This window comes from Janthinobacterium sp. 67, from assembly GCF_002797895.1.
In the GTDB taxonomy this organism is placed as follows: domain Bacteria; phylum Pseudomonadota; class Gammaproteobacteria; order Burkholderiales; family Burkholderiaceae_D; genus Janthinobacterium.
Window position 1 is genome coordinate 152188 of the sequence record NZ_PGES01000002.1, and the last position, 17155, is coordinate 169342.

The 17155-nt window shown below is 56.9% G+C and carries 10 protein-coding genes and 2 pseudogenes; 4 read left to right on the forward strand and 8 right to left on the reverse strand.

Translation table 11 applies throughout. The features are described 5' to 3' along the window. Positions 1 to 412 precede the first annotated feature (412 nt). The 6 genes and pseudogenes from CLU90_RS28540 to CLU90_RS28560 all read right to left on the reverse strand — a co-directional run. Entirely contained in the window at positions 413 to 1144 is a 732-nt protein-coding gene (locus tag CLU90_RS28540) for a ZIP family metal transporter (protein WP_232731423.1), read from the reverse strand. Beyond that, a complete protein-coding gene (locus CLU90_RS29575) occupies positions 1137 to 1517 on the reverse strand; it encodes a hypothetical protein (RefSeq protein ID WP_157808923.1) in 381 nt (126 codons plus the stop codon). Before CLU90_RS29575 ends, CLU90_RS28540 begins: the two co-directional genes overlap by 8 nt. Before the next feature lie 376 nt (positions 1518 to 1893). After that, entirely contained in the window at positions 1894 to 5079 is a 3186-nt protein-coding gene (locus CLU90_RS28545) for a CusA/CzcA family heavy metal efflux RND transporter (protein WP_071080225.1), read from the reverse strand. A gap of 14 nt (positions 5080 to 5093) precedes the next feature. Further along, entirely contained in the window at positions 5094 to 6614 is a 1521-nt protein-coding gene (locus CLU90_RS28550) for an efflux RND transporter periplasmic adaptor subunit (RefSeq protein WP_071080224.1), read from the reverse strand. After that, positions 6611 to 7936 (reverse strand): TolC family protein, encoded by a 1326-nt coding sequence (locus tag CLU90_RS28555; RefSeq protein WP_100429672.1) that lies wholly within the window; start codon positions 7934 to 7936, stop codon positions 6611 to 6613. The genes CLU90_RS28550 and CLU90_RS28555 overlap by 4 nt, the downstream gene beginning before the upstream one ends. A gap of 748 nt (positions 7937 to 8684) precedes the next feature. Next, a pseudogene (locus tag CLU90_RS28560) lies at positions 8685 to 8912 on the reverse strand (iron permease); the annotation flags it as partial. 175 nt (positions 8913 to 9087) lie between these two features. Between CLU90_RS28560 and CLU90_RS28565 the strand changes: the two are divergent. After that, positions 9088 to 10175, forward strand: a pseudogene (locus CLU90_RS28565) (DMT family transporter). Here the strand turns inward: CLU90_RS28565 and CLU90_RS28570 are convergent. Next, on the reverse strand, positions 10166 to 10729 hold the full coding sequence (locus tag CLU90_RS28570; RefSeq protein ID WP_198511365.1) for a hypothetical protein: 564 nt from the start codon (positions 10727 to 10729) through the stop codon (positions 10166 to 10168). The pseudogene CLU90_RS28565 and the gene CLU90_RS28570 overlap by 10 nt on opposite strands. A gap of 338 nt (positions 10730 to 11067) precedes the next feature. Continuing rightward, entirely contained in the window at positions 11068 to 11505 is a 438-nt protein-coding gene (gene cadR / locus CLU90_RS28575; RefSeq protein ID WP_100429673.1) for a Cd(II)/Pb(II)-responsive transcriptional regulator, read from the reverse strand. 94 nt (positions 11506 to 11599) lie between these two features. On the opposite strand from cadR, the gene CLU90_RS28580 reads away from it, so the two are divergent. The 3 genes from CLU90_RS28580 to CLU90_RS28590 are packed head-to-tail and all read left to right on the forward strand — an operon-like array spanning position 11600 to position 17059. Beyond that, entirely contained in the window at positions 11600 to 14005 is a 2406-nt protein-coding gene (locus tag CLU90_RS28580) for a heavy metal translocating P-type ATPase (protein WP_100429674.1), read from the forward strand. Continuing rightward, positions 14002 to 15093 carry a signal peptidase II gene (gene lspA, locus CLU90_RS28585; RefSeq protein ID WP_100429675.1) on the forward strand — a complete coding sequence of 364 codons (1092 nt, stop codon included), beginning with the start codon at positions 14002 to 14004 and terminating at the stop codon, positions 15091 to 15093. The genes CLU90_RS28580 and lspA overlap by 4 nt, the downstream gene beginning before the upstream one ends. Before the next feature lie 19 nt (positions 15094 to 15112). Next, positions 15113 to 17059: an FTR1 family protein gene (locus CLU90_RS28590; protein ID WP_442906757.1), complete on the forward strand. Its 1947-nt coding sequence runs from the start codon at positions 15113 to 15115 to the stop codon at positions 17057 to 17059. Positions 17060 to 17155 lie beyond the last annotated feature (96 nt).

Consider the following 17155-nt stretch of genomic DNA (forward strand, 5'->3'; position numbering starts at 1 on the left):
AAACAATGTTCTTAAAAGCGCTCGACGTGTTGTATTAGGTTGTCATCAATCCGATGTGCTCACCGTGCACCTGCGAACAGACATTTCCCGGCTTACAGTGCAATCTCGATTCTCCGAATTCCTTCCTGGGGAAAAATCACATGGCAAAAAAAAAATGCAAATGTTCCTAGTCCTACCTCCGACGACGCCGCACGTGCAGAGAGCGAAATCGATGTAGAGACAACGGGCAGCATGAATGTCGATTCCGATGTAGAGCATGTTGACAGCAATGCAGCGCCGGCGATTGGCAGTGTTAAAGGCCCTGACCCTGCCACATACCGCGTCGATATAGAACACGGTGGCGAAGCCAACGCAGGCGATGTGGAACGAGGACCCGCGTGATCAACCTTGCCCAGCCAGTGTTTCTTTTTTCTCAAATCAGCATATCGACTGTGAACAGGACGATAAATCCGACGAAAAACATCGCCGTCTGAAAAGGGGTCTCTGGCACTTCATGAGCCTCAACCAACAATTCCTCCGTTACTAAATACAGCAAGGCGGCCACGCCGAAAGCGAGCAATGCATCAAGCGCCGCCGGCGCGAGCTGCGTGAGCGCAATCGCGCCCGCGCTTGCGCCAACCAGCAGCAAGCCGCCAAGTATCAAAACTGTCCACACAATCCTCCCGCGCGAGGCTGCATTTGCGGTAAGCGAGGTAGCGCACGCTAAACCCAGGAAGAAAACCTCCATGACCATCGCAATCGTCAACAGCAAACCTTGCTTCTGGCCGGCGGCGAAGCCGAGGCCAATAAGGAGGCCATCGAGCGCGATGTCGATCCCCATCGCAATGACCAGACTCGATGATGTTTTGTCGGCGGTAGCGCCTTCTGCCGATTCGCCATCGGCAAAGTGCTTCACTAGCATCATGGTGGCGACACCCAGCGAAAAACCCACGATAGTCCATATCGGCATGCGTCGGTGAATCAGGTCAGGTAGCAACTCGGTCGCCAAGACACAGAAAATCACGCCAGCCGCAAAATGCTGAACCCCACTACGAATCGCAGCAGTGGGGGTCCTAATAAACGCAATCAATCCACCGAAAACTACGGAAATTGCTGGAAAGACGGCGAAGGACAATACCGCGAATACGGTGCCTATATTAGACAAAATGACTCCGCACATTAATTTTCTGACACTTTATTCTTTTCCATAATTCTTTGGCGTTCGTGAGGCGATCATTTTGATGTCCGAACCGCCGATATCCCGCCCCCCGCGAGCAAACGGAGGCAAGCGCCCGGCTAATGACGGGAGCGCTTTCGCTTTCGGGGTTGTGCCTCCGCATGCCTTTTTTTTTCTGATCGGATTTCTTGGTCCTGCTTGACCAATGCAGCCATAAAACGAATCCCGCAACGAGTAAAAACGTCAGCACCGAGGTGCCGATCACGGTCCACGTGACCTCATCATGAATGTCCTTCGCCTGTACAACGGCGATACTTTCACTATTTTTTTTCGGAGATGCCGTGCGGCTGTCATCCATCATTTGAAACCCTCATTCACTGAAATAAAGATGTTAATGGTTGGGATTCGATGAAAATTTGATGTTTTTTTTAAATTTTTCTGTCTTTTAGTTTGATCTGCTCAGCAACCACCGTATGTCCGGGGTCCAATAGGAGACAGAGTCATAGACAAAAAATACAAGTAAAATTAATAGAATGGCTTTCATGGAACAATCTCTCAAAAAGATTATTATTATTTTTAAGTAACTCATTTAATTTCCTCGTACTTTCCTGTTGAAAATTTCATCAACAGCAATAATTTGCTCGCGTATTGCAAGCCGACGCTCTGAAATTCGATCCACCTGGGCGTTGAAACATCCAGGTGGAAAACCGAATAAACAAAAGCTCGGTAGCAAAAAATCAAGCTGGAATGGGATCCTTTTTGTGGATGCCGACCGGTTCTGCATCGTCGTCCTTGCCATGCGCCAAGCGATACAGCAGCGGCAACACCAGTAAAGTGAGCAGTGTCGAGGAAATAATCCCTCCGATAACGACTGTCGCCAGTGGCTGCTGCACCTCGGCGCCGGTGCCGGTTGCGATCGCCATTGGAATGAATCCCAGCGAGGCCACCAGCGCGGTCATCAACACCGGCCGCAGGCGTGTCAGTGCCCCCGTCGTGATCGCCTGATCAAGGGACATACCCTCCTCGCGCAGCGTACGGATGAAGGAAATCATCACCAAGCCGTTGAGTACCGCGACTCCCGACAAGGCGATGAAGCCCACCGCAGCGGAAATCGACAGCGGGATATCGCGCAGCCAGAGCGCCAGGATGCCACCCGTCAAGGCAAATGGAATTCCAGTAAACACGATCAATCCATCCTTTGCGTTGTTAAACATCACAAATAGCAAGGTAAAGACCAGGAACAGTGCAAGCGGCACTACCAGCTGCAGTCGCTGGGTGGCCGATTGTAATTGTTCGAAGGTACCGCCCCACGTCATCCAATAGCCTGGCGGGATTTTGACTTCTCTCTGTATCAGCTGTTCGGCTTCAGGAACAAAGGTGCCGATGTCTCGTCCGCGCACGTTGGCACTGACGACGATGCGCCGCTTGCCGTTTTCCCGGCTGATCTGGTTGGGTCCGGGTGCAAAATCGAGTGTTGCCACTTCGGCCAAAGGAATAAAGCTTACTTCCCCTGGAACGCCATCCTTGCCTGCGGCGCGGGCAAGTGGGATGGGCAAGCGCTTGAGTGCTTCCAGATCGGTGCGCAGGTTTTCCGGCAGGCGCACGATGATATCGAAACGGCGATCGCCCTCGAATACGGTTCCGGCGTTGCGTCCCCCTGTGGCGATGGCCAGGGCCTCTTGTACCGCGCCGACATTGAGGCCATAACGCGCCGTCTTTTCTCTGTCGATATTTACTGTCAGCATCGGTAATCCCGACGTTTGCTCGGTCTTGACCTCCGCCGCGCCGGGAATGCGGCCGATCACCGCGGCGATTTGTGCTGCGGTGGCGTTTAGCACGTCCATGTCGTCGCCGTAAATTTTCACTGCGACGTCACTGCGCACGCCGGAAATGAGTTCATTGAAGCGCAGTTGGATTGGCTGTGAAAACTCATAGCTGTTACCGGCGTACGTTGCTGCCTCGGCCTGCACTGCGGCCAGCACCTCGGCCCGTGTTTTCTTCGGGGCAGGCCAGTCTTTTTCAGGCTTGAGCATCACATAACCATCCGAAATATTCGGCGGCATGGGATCGGAGGCGATTTCCGCAGTACCAGTACGAGCAAACACGCGATCGATCTCTGGAAACTTGGCTTTCAAGCCGGCTTCGAGCTTTTTCTGCATGTCGAGCGATTGTGTCAGGCTGGTGCCTGGAATACGCAGCGATTGGATGGCAAAATCGCCCTCATTGAGATTCGGTACAAACTCGCTGCCCATTCGGCTTGCGAGAGCGCCCGAAAGGATAATGAGTACGACAGAGGCCGTTACCACGACTGCCTTGTTAAGCATGACCTTCGCCAACAGCGGGGTATAGATTCGCTTGGCGTACTCCATCAGACGGTTTTCTTTTTCAGCCACATGCTTGCCGATGAACAGGGCAACAGCAGCCGGAATGAATGTCAGGGACAGGATCATCGCACCCAGCAGAGCGGCAACTACCGTAAACGCCATCGGATGAAACATTTTCCCTTCCACGCCAGTGAGCGCAAAGATGGGGATGTAGACGATCATGATGATGAGTTGGCCGAACAACAAAGGACGGCGCGCTTCTTTCGCCGCCGCGAATACCTCATGAAAGCGCTCCGAGCGGGTCAGTGCACGCTGGTGGTGTGCTTGGGCATGCGCAAGCCGGCGTACGCAGTTTTCGACGATCACAACGGCGCCATCGATAATGATGCCGAAATCCAGGGCGCCAAGGCTCATCAGATTTGCGCTGACCTTATAGGTAACCATCCCGGTAAAGGTGAAAAGCATGGCCAGCGGAATGACCATCGCGGTGATCAGTGCGGCCCGAATATTGCCGAGGAAAAGGAACAGCACGGCAATTACCAGTACCGCGCCTTCGAGCAAGTTTTTCTTGACGGTATTGATTGCTTTATCCACCAAGACAGTACGGTCGTAGACCGTCACCGCCTTGACGCCAGCGGGCAAGGTACGATTAATTTCCTCCATTTTTTTATCGACCGCCTGCGACACAATGCGGCTATTCTGGCCTATGAGCATGAATACGGTACCGAGTACGACTTCGCGGCCGTTGTCGGTTGCCGCGCCGGTGCGCAGCTCACGACCCACTTCAACTTCAGCGACGTCGCGGATGCGGATCGGCACGCCCTGTACTGTGTTGAGAATGACATTGCGCATATCGTCGAGCGACTTGACTTGGCCCGGCGCGCGTATCAGGAATTGCTCGCCGCGTTTTTCGATATAGCCGGCGCCGACGTTATTGTTGTTGCTGTCGAGCGCGGTGACGATGTCCTGGAAAGTCAGACCATAAGAGGACAATTTTGTTGGATTCGGGGTGACGTGGTATTCCTTCGCGTAACCGCCGATCGAGTTAATTTCCGTAACACCTGTCACATTGCGCAATTGCGGCTTGATGATCCAATCCTGGATCTCGCGCAAATCGGTCGGCGTGTAGGGCTGGCCATCCGTTTTTTTTGCATTTGGCTCGCTTTCCACCGTCCACAGGTAGATTTCGCCCAGGCCTGTAGAAATAGGACCGAGCACTGGCGATACGCCTTGAGGCAGGCGCTCGCGCGCTTCCTGCAGCCGCTGGTTAACCAGTTGCCGCGCGAAGTAAATATCCGTGCCGTCCTTGAAGATCACGGTGATTTGCGACAGGCCGTAACGTGACAGGGAGCGTGTCTGGTCGAGGTCGGGTAAGCCGGCCATCACTGTTTCAATAGGAAACGTCACGCGTTGTTCGACTTCGAGCGGTGAGTAGCCCGCTGCCGACGTATTGATTTGCACCTGGACGTTGGTGATATCCGGCACCGCGTCGATGGGCAGTTTTTGGTAGCTGAATATACCAACGCCCATCATTGCAATAACGGCAAGCATCACCAACCATCGGTGTTCAATGGAAAAACGGATTATGCGTTCAAACATGAGTTCTCTCCGGCTTAATGTGCATGTTCGGCGCTGTCTTTGCCCTGCTCCGCCTTGAGGACGAAGCTACCTTTTGCCGCATAGACCGTACCGGCGACAAGGCCTTTGACGATCTCGGTATATTTACCGTCGCTGCGGCCGGTTTCCACTGGCTGGGCAAAGAAGCCACCCTCGATACCGATGTACACAGCAGGACTTTCGCCCACCGTCTGGATCGCCTCGCTCGACACTGCCACTGCAACATCGCGCTCATCGGACGTGAGTTCGACGTTCACGAACAGGCCCGGGCGCCATGCCAGCTTCGGATTGGCCAGGGTAACGCGTGCTTTGGCGGTGCGGGTTTGTTCGCCCAGCAGCGATCCAACGTATGACACGACGCCGCTTGCCTCGGAATCCATGGAGGTCGCTTTCACGATGGCTTTCGTGCCGACTCGCACAGCGCCAATATCCTTGGCCGGGACAATGATCTCGGCCCAGACGGTGGACAGGTCGGCGATGGTAAACACCATCGCTTCCGCCGTGACGGACTCGCCCAGGGTAATGTGCTTTTCCACAATAGCGCCGTCGAACGGGGCGCGCAGTTCAAAACGGCTCAATGCGCCCGAAGTTCCGGTGGAGGCACCGATGGCGGCGATTTTTTGCGTCGCATTTTGTGAAGCGATTTCGGCCTCGCGCAGGCTCTGCTGAGCTTGCAGATAATCTTGCTCGGCAGAGATCTTGTCTTCCCAGAGCTTCTTCTCGCGCTCATACGTCAGTTTCGCCAAGGCCAGGCGCTTCTGGGCGCCAAGTGACTCGCTACGCATTTCCGACAGTACCGTGCTGGCGATGACCGCCAAAACTTGTCCCTTTTTGACCTGCTGTCCCAACTCGACCGCGACACTTTCGACGACCCCTTGCAGCCGCGGCACGACGTGCGCGGTACGGTCTTCATTAAACCGTATTTCGCCGGCCAGTTGAAACACACTGTTGATCTTGGCCCCGCCGGCGGTCGCCATGACCACACCGGCGGTTTTGATTTGGGCCGCGCTCAGCTCGATTTTGCCTTCCTCGCTCTGGATCTTGATCTGAATCGCCGCGCCACCCTTGCGCACGGTAATGAACGCGTCGAAGATATGTGGCTCGGCGATGCTGCCTTTGGCGAGCAGGCTGTCCTTGTCGACGGCAAAGTCGAAGTTCAGCGTTTGTCCGTCGGCGCGTTTGATTTGTTCGGTCGCAGTGGCCGAAGCCGGGGCGATTTGTTTGCCGTTCTCGTACAGCCAGAGGCGATGGCGGGCCTCGCCGTTTTCTTCGGCAAGGACCACTTCAACCGACGTGGCTCCCTGAACAAATAACTTGCCACCGTGTGCTCCTTTTTTTGTCGAGCCGGATCCGGAACCGCCTTTGGCGTCGGCACTCTCGGACGTTTCGGCCTCCTTGGATTCTTCCTTGTTGTCGGATTTCCCGGTAAATAAAATAGCGATCAGCAAGGCTATGCCGACGACCAGAACGCCGATAATCGCGCCTATTGTTTTCTTTTCAATGTTCGGTGTTTTCATTTTGCTTCCTGATAGGAGATCGCAGGTGCGATCAATGCGCCGTTCGATTCAACGCGGCCGAGAATGCGGTCAATGTCTGAAGCGGCCCGATGCGATTCGGCGAGCGCTCGTACATATTGGGTTTTGGCCTGGAACAGCGTGCGTTGGGCATCGAGTACGTCGAGAAATCCGAACTTGCCCAACTCAAACCCCTTGGATGCCGCTTCATACGCGCTGAGCGCGCCCGGCAAAATTTCGGTACGTAAAATCCCCAATTCGGACTGGGCGGCTTCGAGGCGTGCCGATGCTTCGCCAACTTCCATTGTCAACCTGTTCTCCACCACTTTCAGTTCGTCCTTTGCCTTGTCGGCACGGCGCAATGCGGCAAGGACATTGCCTTGATTGCGGTCAAAGAACGGGAGGGGGATCGACAGACCCAGGATGGTGCGGCGTGGCCCTGCTTGACCGAGTTGTTCATCGCGCTGCGTGCCGACAATCACATTCAAGTCGGGTACCCGGCGGCTGCGTTCGACTTTGGCCAGTGCGATCTGGCGATCGATTTCGAGCCGTGCCCGCAGCGTTTGGGGTGCGCCTGGCAGGCGTGTCAGCAATTCGTTCGATGTCGGAATGGCAGTAGATGACATATCAAGCGCCACCACAGAATAGAACTGCGGTGTTTGGATGCCCCAGGTTGCCGCAAGGCGCCGCTTGGAAAGCGTTAACTCGTTAGTTGCCTGATTGAGTTCAATTTTACTGCTTGCTCCCGCGACGCGCGCCCGCGTTTCTTCTACCGGAGACACTTTCCCGGCGATGACACGTCTTGCGGCGGCATCGCTGACGCGCTGGGCGAGTTGTTGCGATTCTTGTGCAAGTTGGTAGCGCTCTTGCGCCGCCACGACATCGAAAAATGCCGTCACGACGTCTGCACGCAGCGACGTGCGGTAGCCAGCCAGATCAGCGGCAGCGATTTCGCTTCCGACATCGGCAGCGACGATGCGTGCAGCACGTTTGCCGCCCAGTTCCAAGGGCTGGCTAAACTGTACGGTTCTTGTCCGCTGTTCTTTCTGCAGACCCTCGGACAGGATAGAAAGTTCAGGATTGCGTCGTGCGCCGGCCTGGATACGCTCACCAGCGGCGATATCAATATCGCGCGCGGCGGCCCGTAATCCCGGGTTTCCCTCAAAGGCGAGCCTGATTGCCTCAGACAGAGTGAGAGGCGTAGAACCGACCTGAGCGGCTTCTGTAATAATAGTTGCAGATGGCGGATATACCGTTTGTGCAGTCGTCTGCAAGGGATATGCCAATGCCAGCGCAAGCCCCAGCGGCATTAAAAATGGTCGCATAAAATTCTCCAAAAAATGAATAGGAAGAATCCGGCGACGACACGCCTACGCGTATGCGTAACGATCTACAAGGTACTACAAAATGTGCAGATGTATAAGAACGAGTGTCGCCGGACTAGGCGGCGACATGCCACTGAGGGCGTTCGGGTAATTCGAGATAGGGAGGGGGAAGTACTGGTACCGACAAGGGCGCCGGATGATCTATTATCATGGGTTCGAGGAAGCTGGCAGTCCATGCCAACACGCCAACAGATCCATGAGTGCATGATGGGCAATCGAGGTGGACCGAAGTTTTTTTCGGCGTAGACGCATTTCCACAACAAACATCCTTCGATTTGCTGTGTTCATGCTGGTGATGTCCGAAATGCTGGCTGGCTTTACCGGTCTCATGCATGCAATAGGCGCTCGCAACTCCCCAGCTCATCTGGAGAGTAAAAGCGACAGCTATCATGTAAAGGAACCGTTTGACCATGCGAAGTATTATAGCGCATGAAATTACTTTGGAATGTTGCGCGTGTTTCCTTGATAAGTTCAGAGCGTCGCGCTGAGCAAAATTTCACAAACTGAAGTATCTCCATCGCTCCGTCGTCACCACCTTGTTGTCAGTTCCCTTGAGCTGGCCCGAGTAGCCGCCTTTATCTAGTTGCGTAGCGTCTGGTCGCTAAGTCCAAGCTCCTTGTCCATCGCCGAAATCGCTTGGCCTTCTGCCTCCACCGCGCTTGACGGCGAGCTCTTTGAACTCGAAGGTGTAGACACCCAGGACATCAATCCGAGGCATGGTGATTGGCGTTATTTCCAGATAGCCAATTTTTTGCAATGCAGCGACGCCTTTACACATGAGCACAACTGCCAGCACTGCAACCAGAGCCGAGCTGAACGCGAAAAACTGGCTAATCGGCAAACGCGCCGAAGAGCGCAATAGAATCACACCGATGGCAGCGAGGATTGCCGTGCCGGTCGCAAGGCCGGCGAGCACCCGTGCCCAAGCCAGCATCACCTTTGCGGACAAGAACACGGTCAAGGCCGACCTGGTCGCCAAGTAAGCCACCATGCGGCCCCTCACCGGGCAGCATGCGAGGGCCGCGAAGCCAGCGAGTGCCAGATCGTGCATACTTGTAGACAAGGCAAAAAATACTCTACGAAAGCATAGCATGACTTCATCATCGTCTTCTTCCAGTCACGGCACGCATCAGGGGGTCGTGTACGCCTTGCTGGCAGCGGCCCTCTTCGGCGCCAGTACGCCCTTTGCCAAAACGCTGGTGGGTCAGGTCGCCCCGTCATTTTGGCCGGGGTGCTGTATCTGGGCAGCGGACTGGGCCTGCTGGCCTGCTTCATGGTACGCGCGGTGCTCACCCGCAAAAATCAGGACAAGCCTGCCACGCTCACGGGAGCGGATCTACCCTGGCTCGCGGGGGCGATCGCCTTCGGCGGGATTGCGGGGCCGGTATTGCTGATGTTTGGCCTGACGCTCACGCCTGCCTCGTCGGCATCGCTACTGCTCAATATCGAGGGCGTGCTTACGGCGATGCTTGCCTGGTTCGTCTTCAAGGAAAACTTCGACCGCCGCATTTTCATCGGCATGCTGCTGATCGTCGCCGCCGGCATCCTGCTGTCTTGGGAGCAAGTGCCCAAGCTTGGCGTGCCTTGGGGCGCGATCGCCATTGTCGGCGCCTGCCTGTGCTGGGGCATCGACAATAACCTGACGCGCAAGGTGTCGGCCAGCGATGCTTTGCAGATTGCCGCCTTGAAGGGCCTGGTGGCCGGTTCCGTCAACCTGGCTATTGCCCTGGCCCTCGGTTATTCCTTGCCCAGCGTCAGCATTTCCCTGAGTGCCGGACTGGTTGGTTTTTGCGGCTATGGCTTGAGCCTGGTGATGTTCGTGCTGGCGTTGCGCCACCTGGGAACGGCCCGTACCGGCGCTTATTTCTCGGCAGCACCGTTTGTCGGGGCGGTCATCTCGCTGTTCATGCTGGGCGAGATACCAGGACTGCTTTTCTGGCTAGCCGCAGCACTGATGGCCGCGGGTATCTGGCTGCATTTGACGGAAAAGCACGATCACGATCACGAGCATGAACCGTTGTTCCACACGCATGCACACACCCATGACGCCCATCACCAGCATACGCATGACGACAGTTGGGATGGCAAGGAGCCGCATGTGCATGCGCATCAACATGTGCCGCTGCGCCATGCGCATCTCCATTACCCCGACATTCATCATCGGCACGATCATTCATGACTCTGGTCAAGGAGAAGGTTGCATGGGCTGAAATCGCGGATTCGCACAATCTCGTCGAGCTTACGGGTGTCGAGGGTGAATTCGTACTCTCCCAAATAGATGGAATGCTTGGAAGGACCAGCGATGATTGACGAGGCTGGAGCTAACGTCTGAAGGATTACGCCGCCTTTGCCGACGGCGTTCAAGCCGCCAGCGAACGTGCTGGCCATCCCCTCCCTGCTGGTCCATGCGGTTCCGACCATACCATTTTCAAGCCGATCAATGTTCTCACCTCGATATAGTTCCACTGACGGGCCGTTGTAGCGCGGGAGCCAAACCCATAACATATCCATTAGCAAAGCATCGTCATCTATAAGCTGCCGAATGTAGTGATGAGATACATGCCATTGTGTGTGGAAGTTATCGGCAATGGTGCGATCCTTCGGCGGGCAAATGATCAGTCTTTTGAACAGGGAGCGCCATTCGGTTCGGTGCAGCGCAACATCGGGGCTCTTCAAAATCGGCCCATACTCTTTTCCTTCCAGAATATGCCTCAAAAGCGGTGAGTGACTCATCTTGATTCCGGAAATTAATACAGTCCATTGTATCGGATAGGCGTCTCCCTGCGAGACACTGCAGTCGCAACGCGTCTCGTTTTTACATGTTTTGACCCAGTAGCAACGATCAAACCCGAGCAGTTGACTATCAGGTGCTCAGTGGATAGATCCGGCAATTAGGGGTCAGCTCACGAAACGGAAAAAATCGTACGCTAAGATTTTCCAGGCGCCAGATGTAATCTCCGATCAGGTTGATGTGCTCCCAGGAATAGGTACAAAACTCTGAAAAGCGCTTAAGGGGGAGTCTCAGAAAACGGAAAATAAAGCACGTTTAGCTCGGTCATGTGGTTTGCAGGTCAAGCGACAGACAAATTTGAGGTGGAAACGGAATGGCAAGAATGATCGGTCAGCCCTTGAAGGATGCCGCACGCGTCTACCAGTTGAGCACCGGGGCACTTCTCGCGCAAAGTAACCAAGTGCTGCTTTAACTGCAACAACGCTTCCACGCGCATTTCCACCTGCTGGATATGGGCATCCAGTAGCGCATTGACTTCGCCGCAATCCTGAGTCGGGTTGTCTCGCAGGCCCAGCAGTGCTCGGATTTCGCTCAACTTCATGTCGAGCGAACGGCAATGGCGGATGAACTTCAAGCGCTCGACGTGCTCCTCAACATACAGCCTGAAGTTGCCCTCACTGCGCGCGGGTGGCGGCAATAGTCCTTCAGTTTCGTAGTAACGGATGGTCACAATCTCGCACCCTGTCCGTTTGGCGAGTTCGCCAATCCTGATTTTCATGTTTCGTCCTCATTTTTCATTTAATGCTTGACTCTATAGTAGCTATAGAGATTTTAATAGGCAATAACAAACGATCTATATAAAAGGAATTGCCATGAGCGAATGCGGTTCAAAGGGGTGCGGCTGCTCGACCATGCCTGTCATCCAGCCCACGGTGCAAGCCCAATCCAAGGCCGAATCGCCCCAAGCGGTCTACCGGATCGAGAACATGGACTGTCCCACGGAAGAGGCGCTGATCCGTAGCAAGCTGGCAAGGTTGCCGGGTGTGGTCGGACTCGACTTCAACCTGATGCAGCGCACCTTGGCCGTGCGGCACGAACTGCCGTCGCTATCCCCAGTTGAGCAAGCCTTGATGGCCATCGGCATGCACGCCGTGCGCATGGACGAAGCATCGGCCGGGCAAACCACCAAACTGGCCATTGCAAAGATGGATTGCCCGACCGAAGAGGCTCTGATCCGCAACAAGCTCGCCACGGTGGCCGGGGTTGCCGATCTTGATTTCAATCTGATCCAGCGCACGCTGGCCGTGCGCCATGCACCTCACACACTGCCGGATGTCTTGGCCGCATTGAAATCGCTCGAATTCGATGTGCAAGTGCTCGATGCAAAGGACGACACCCCCTCATCTGCGGCATTGACGCCCGCCTCTACCAACTGGTGGCCGCTCGGCATTTCCTTGGTCGCGGCATCGGCTGCGGAAGGTGTCTATTGGCTCTACAACGGCAACCACTGGTCGGTCATGGTTTTGGCATTGGTCGCCATCTTCACGGGCGGCTTGTCCACCTACAAGAAGGGTTGGATCGCGCTCAAGAACCGCAATCTCAACATGAACGCGCTGATGTCGATTGCTGTCACGGGCGCGATGTTGATCGGCCACTGGCCGGAAGCGGCGATGGTGATGGTGCTTTTCGCATTGGCCGAGGTGATCGAAGCCAAGTCGCTGGATCGCGCCCGCAACGCCATCCGTGGCTTGCTCGATCTTGCCCCGGAACGAGCCACGGTGCAGCAGCCGGATGGCACATGGCGCGAAGTGGGGGTTAAACAGGTTGCCATCGGCAGCCGGGTTCGCATCAAGCCGGGCGAACGCATCGCGCTGGATGGGGAGATATTGGAAGGGCACTCCACCGTCAACCAAGCACCGATCACCGGCGAAAGCCTGCCGGTCGAGAAAGCGCCGGGCGATCCGGTGTTCGCCGCCACCATCAACGAATCCGGCTCGTTCGAGTATCGCGTCACGGCCATGGCCAGCAATTCCACGCTGGCCCGCATCATCCACGCGGTGGAAGCCGCTCAAGGCAGCCGCGCGCCGACTCAGCGCTTTGTCGATCAGTTCGCCCGCTGGTACACGCCCGTCATGTTCGGCATCGCAATCACCGTTGCGCTGGTGCCCCCGCTGTTCATGGGAGCGGCGTGGCTGGACTGGATTTACCGCGCGCTGGTTTTGCTGGTCGTCGCCTGCCCGTGCGCGCTGGTGATCTCCACGCCAGTCAGCATCGTCAGCGGCTTGGCCGCCGCTGCGCGCCACGGCATTCTCATCAAAGGTGGCGTGTATCTGGAAGCAGGCCACAAGCTGCGCTGGCTGGCACTGGATAAGACCGGCACGATCACGCACGGCAAGCCCGCGCAGACCGATTTCATCGCATGGGCAAACGCATCTCCCACCAGTAGCCGTAGCATCGCCGCCAGTCTGGCGGCCCGCTCTGACCATCCGGTATCCAAAGCCGTAGCGCAGGCCGCGAACGCCGAAGGTGTTGCCCTGCACGAAGTTATCGAGTTCGCCGCGCTGCCCGGCCGGGGCGTGCGAGGTAGCATTGATGGTGCAACCTATCACCTTGGCAACCATCGGTTGCTCGAAGAGCTGGGGCGCTGCACGCCGGAACTGGAACAGCGCATTGCAGCGATCGAGACCGAAGGCAAGACCGTGGTGATACTGGTGGGCGCAAGTGGCACACAAGCCCTCATCGCGGTGGCGGATACCATCAAGGACAGCAGCAGGAACGCCATCGCCGAGCTGCATGCGATGGGCATCAACACCATGATGTTGACCGGCGACAATCCGCATACCGCGCTGGCGATTGCCGCTCAGGCAGGGATCGACCGTGCGCAGGGTAATTTGCTGCCACAGGACAAGCTGCGCGAGGTCGAGCAACTGGCGCAGATCGGCAAGGTCGGCATGGTAGGCGACGGCATCAACGATGCCCCGGCCTTGGCGCGTGCTGACATTGGCTTTGCAATGGGGGCCGCAGGCACCGACACCGCCATCGAGACGGCCGACGTGGCTCTGATGGACGATGACCTGCGCAAGATTCCAACTTTCGTGCGCCTGTCGCGTGCGACAGCTCAAGTGCTGACGCAAAACATCGTGTTGGCGCTCGGCATCAAGGTGGTGTTTCTGGTTCTGACCTTCACCGGCCATGCGACCATGTGGATGGCCGTATTTGCTGACATGGGAGCCAGCTTGCTCGTCGTGGGCAACGGCTTGAGGTTGTTGCGCCGATGAGCTGGAAATTCATTCTCTATGACTGGGGTACTCTGAACCTCACATTGTTTCAAGCCATCAATGCGGGGACGCCAGCGACACTCGATCCGTTTGCGTGGTTCTTCAGCCTCGTTGGCAGCTACTGGACAGCGCCACTGATGCTGCTGAGTCTGTGGTGGTGGTCGAAGTCGGCCACCGATCCAGCGCGCGGCCATGCTGTGCGGCTGCGGCTCGCTGGCTTTGGCATGGCCTTCATGCTGGCTTTGCTCGCCGCCGCCGTCTTAAAGCTGTGGCTCGACTTCCCACGCCCACCCGCCGTCCTCGGCGACCTGGTGCGCGTCATCGGTGAGATTGAGCGGCACTACAGCCTGCCCAGCGGGCATGCCACCTATTCGGCGCTGGTTGTCGGCGCGCTCTGGCCCTTGGTGGGACGACGTGGCCGCATCGGTTTGATGCTGTATGCCGGGTTGGTCGGCTGGTCGCGCATCGCAGCTGGGATGCACTTCCCGGCCGACGTGCTGGCGGGTTGGATCCTCGGATTGAGTTCTACCGTTCTCGCCGGGTGGCTGATTCCACTTGCTGCCCCTGCATGGCAAACGGCGCGCCGCACACCGGCCTTAATCTGGTATGGGGTGGCCGCCTGCGCCGTCATGACCGATCAGCTCTCAAAGCTCGCCATCAGCCGCATGCTTGCTTATGGTGAACAGGTTGAAGTCACAGCGTTTTTCAACTTTGTCCATGTATTGAATCCTGGGGCTGCATTCAGTTTCCTAGCGAGCGCGAGCGGTTGGCAACGCTACTTCTTTATTACCCTGGGCCTGACGGTCTCAGCCTGGCTGGTACACATGCTGCGGCAGCGCCTGAACCGCCTCGAAGCGGTGGGTTATAGCCTGATCCTCGGTGGCGCACTCGGGAACGTCGCGGATCGCGTCTTGCGCGGGCAAGTCGTGGATTTCCTCGACTTCCATTGGCTGCACGCACACTGGCCGGCCTTTAATCTCGCCGATGTGGCCATCACGTCTGGGGCGGTTCTGCTCATTGTGAAAGGGCTGAACCAAAGCAAGACAGTGGACGCAAAGCCAATTGAGAATTATAATCATTCGCAATAATATTATCCTGGAATTTCACATGTTTTATCGAAATCTTGATCGCTGGTTAATGGCAATGCTGCTGGCGACTTTTACATTGATCGGCGGGTCGGCACACGCCGCCGATACCACCGAATCCAAAGCCAAGCAAATTTGGCAGCTCCTGGACTACGTGGCCGTTGATTACGGCGGTGCGATAGCCAATGGCGCGGTACTGAAAACATCGGAATACACCGAAATGCAGGAGTTCGCTACCACGGCCGAGCGTCAGTTGCGCGAACTGCCGGGCCAGACTGGCAAGGACGTCTTGTTGCAACAGGCCGCCGAACTGCGCGGCGCGGTGGCGAATAAAGCCGATCCGGTCACCGTAGCGCGACTGGCACATGCTCTGTCCAGCGCCGTGCAAAAGGCATATCCGTTCCCGGTGGCTCCAGCCACCATGCCGGATTTGGCACGGGGCGCGCAGTTGTTTCAGGCGCATTGCGCGGCATGTCACGGCCCGCAAGGGCGAGGCGACGGGCCCTTGGCTGCGTCCCTGAATCCCAAACCGACCGTGCTGGCCGAGCACCTGCGGGCGCGTGAACGGAGTCTGTTCGCGCTGCATCAGGTCATCAGCAATGGTGTCCAGGGAACCGCGATGCAGGGCTTCGACTCACTGTCGGACGAGGATCGCTGGGCGTTGGCCTTCTTCGTCGGTACGCTGTCCTATGCAGAGAGCGACAAGGCGGAAGGGGCCAAGCTCTGGCAAACGAAAGCACAGGCTCGTCAGACGGTCGCCAATCTGAATGCACTGACGCAAACCTCTGAGCATGTCTTGGCGGACAGGCTGGATGAACCGTCAGCCAAAGCGCTGACCGCATACCTGCGCGCCAACCCGAGTGCGCTGAACGCAAACAAACCGAAAGGCACCTCGATTGCCAAGGCCAAGCTCGCCGAGAGCGTGGCAGCATTGCAAGGCGGGAATCGTGCGGCCGCAACCAAGCTGGCCTTGTCCGCCTACCTCGATGGCTTCGAACCGGTCGAACCGGCACTCGCCACCCGCAACCGTCCGCTGTTCGAGAAGATCGAAGCCGCGATGGTGTCCTACCGGGCATTGCTGGCCAACGGCACGCCTGCCGACGTGCAGGCCGCACAACAGCAGTTGCAAGGTTTTCTTGATGAGGCAGACAATGTGCTCGCACTCTCGGAAAACGATGCTGTGGCGGCCTTCGTTGGGGCGTTAACCATCTTGCTGCGTGAGGGCTTGGAAGCCCTGCTGGTGGTTGTGGCCATGCTGGCCTTTCTCAAGAAGGCCGAGCGCAAGGACGTGGTGGCTTATGTGCATGCTGGCTGGGTGGCCGCACTGGCGGCCGGCGGCGTCACTTGGGTCGTGGCGACCTACTTGGTCGGCGTCAGCGGAGCGAGCCGGGAATTAACGGAAGGCTTCTCGTCGCTCTTCGCTGCTGTGGTACTGCTCGGTGTCGGCATGTGGATGCACCAAAAGAGCGTTGCGGGTCGCTGGCAGGTTTACCTCAAGGAAAAACTGTCCACGGCACTCAATAAACGCACGGCGTGGTTCCTGTTCTCGCTGTCTTTCGTTGCGGTGTACCGCGAGGTGTTCGAGACGGTACTGTTCTATACCGCCCTCTGGACAGAGGGTAATGGCTGGCCACTGCTCGCTGGCTTGGGAACAGGCATGGCGCTTTTGGCGCTGCTTGCAGTCGTATTGCTGCGCACCAGTGCGCGACTGCCGATTGGGCAGTTTTTTGCGGCGAGTTCCTTGCTAGTGGCAGTGCTCGCGGTGATCTTGGCTGGCAAGGGTATTGCAGGGCTGCAAGAGGCCGGACTGTTGCATACCAGTCCGGTTGCAATTCCACGCATTGACCTGCTGGGCATCCATCCGTCATGGGAGACGCTCTTGGCGCAGGTCGCCGTACTGCTCATCGTTGTGGGAGCCTTTACCGTCAATTTGCGTGCGGCGAACCGGGTGACAACTCAGCGAAGCTGATTCAACGCGTTTGCTTAGCGCCGAATCAGTGTCAACTTGAACTACACCCTAACCTGATGTCAGGCGGCCCTGCCTCACCTCGTCAGGATAGAGTCG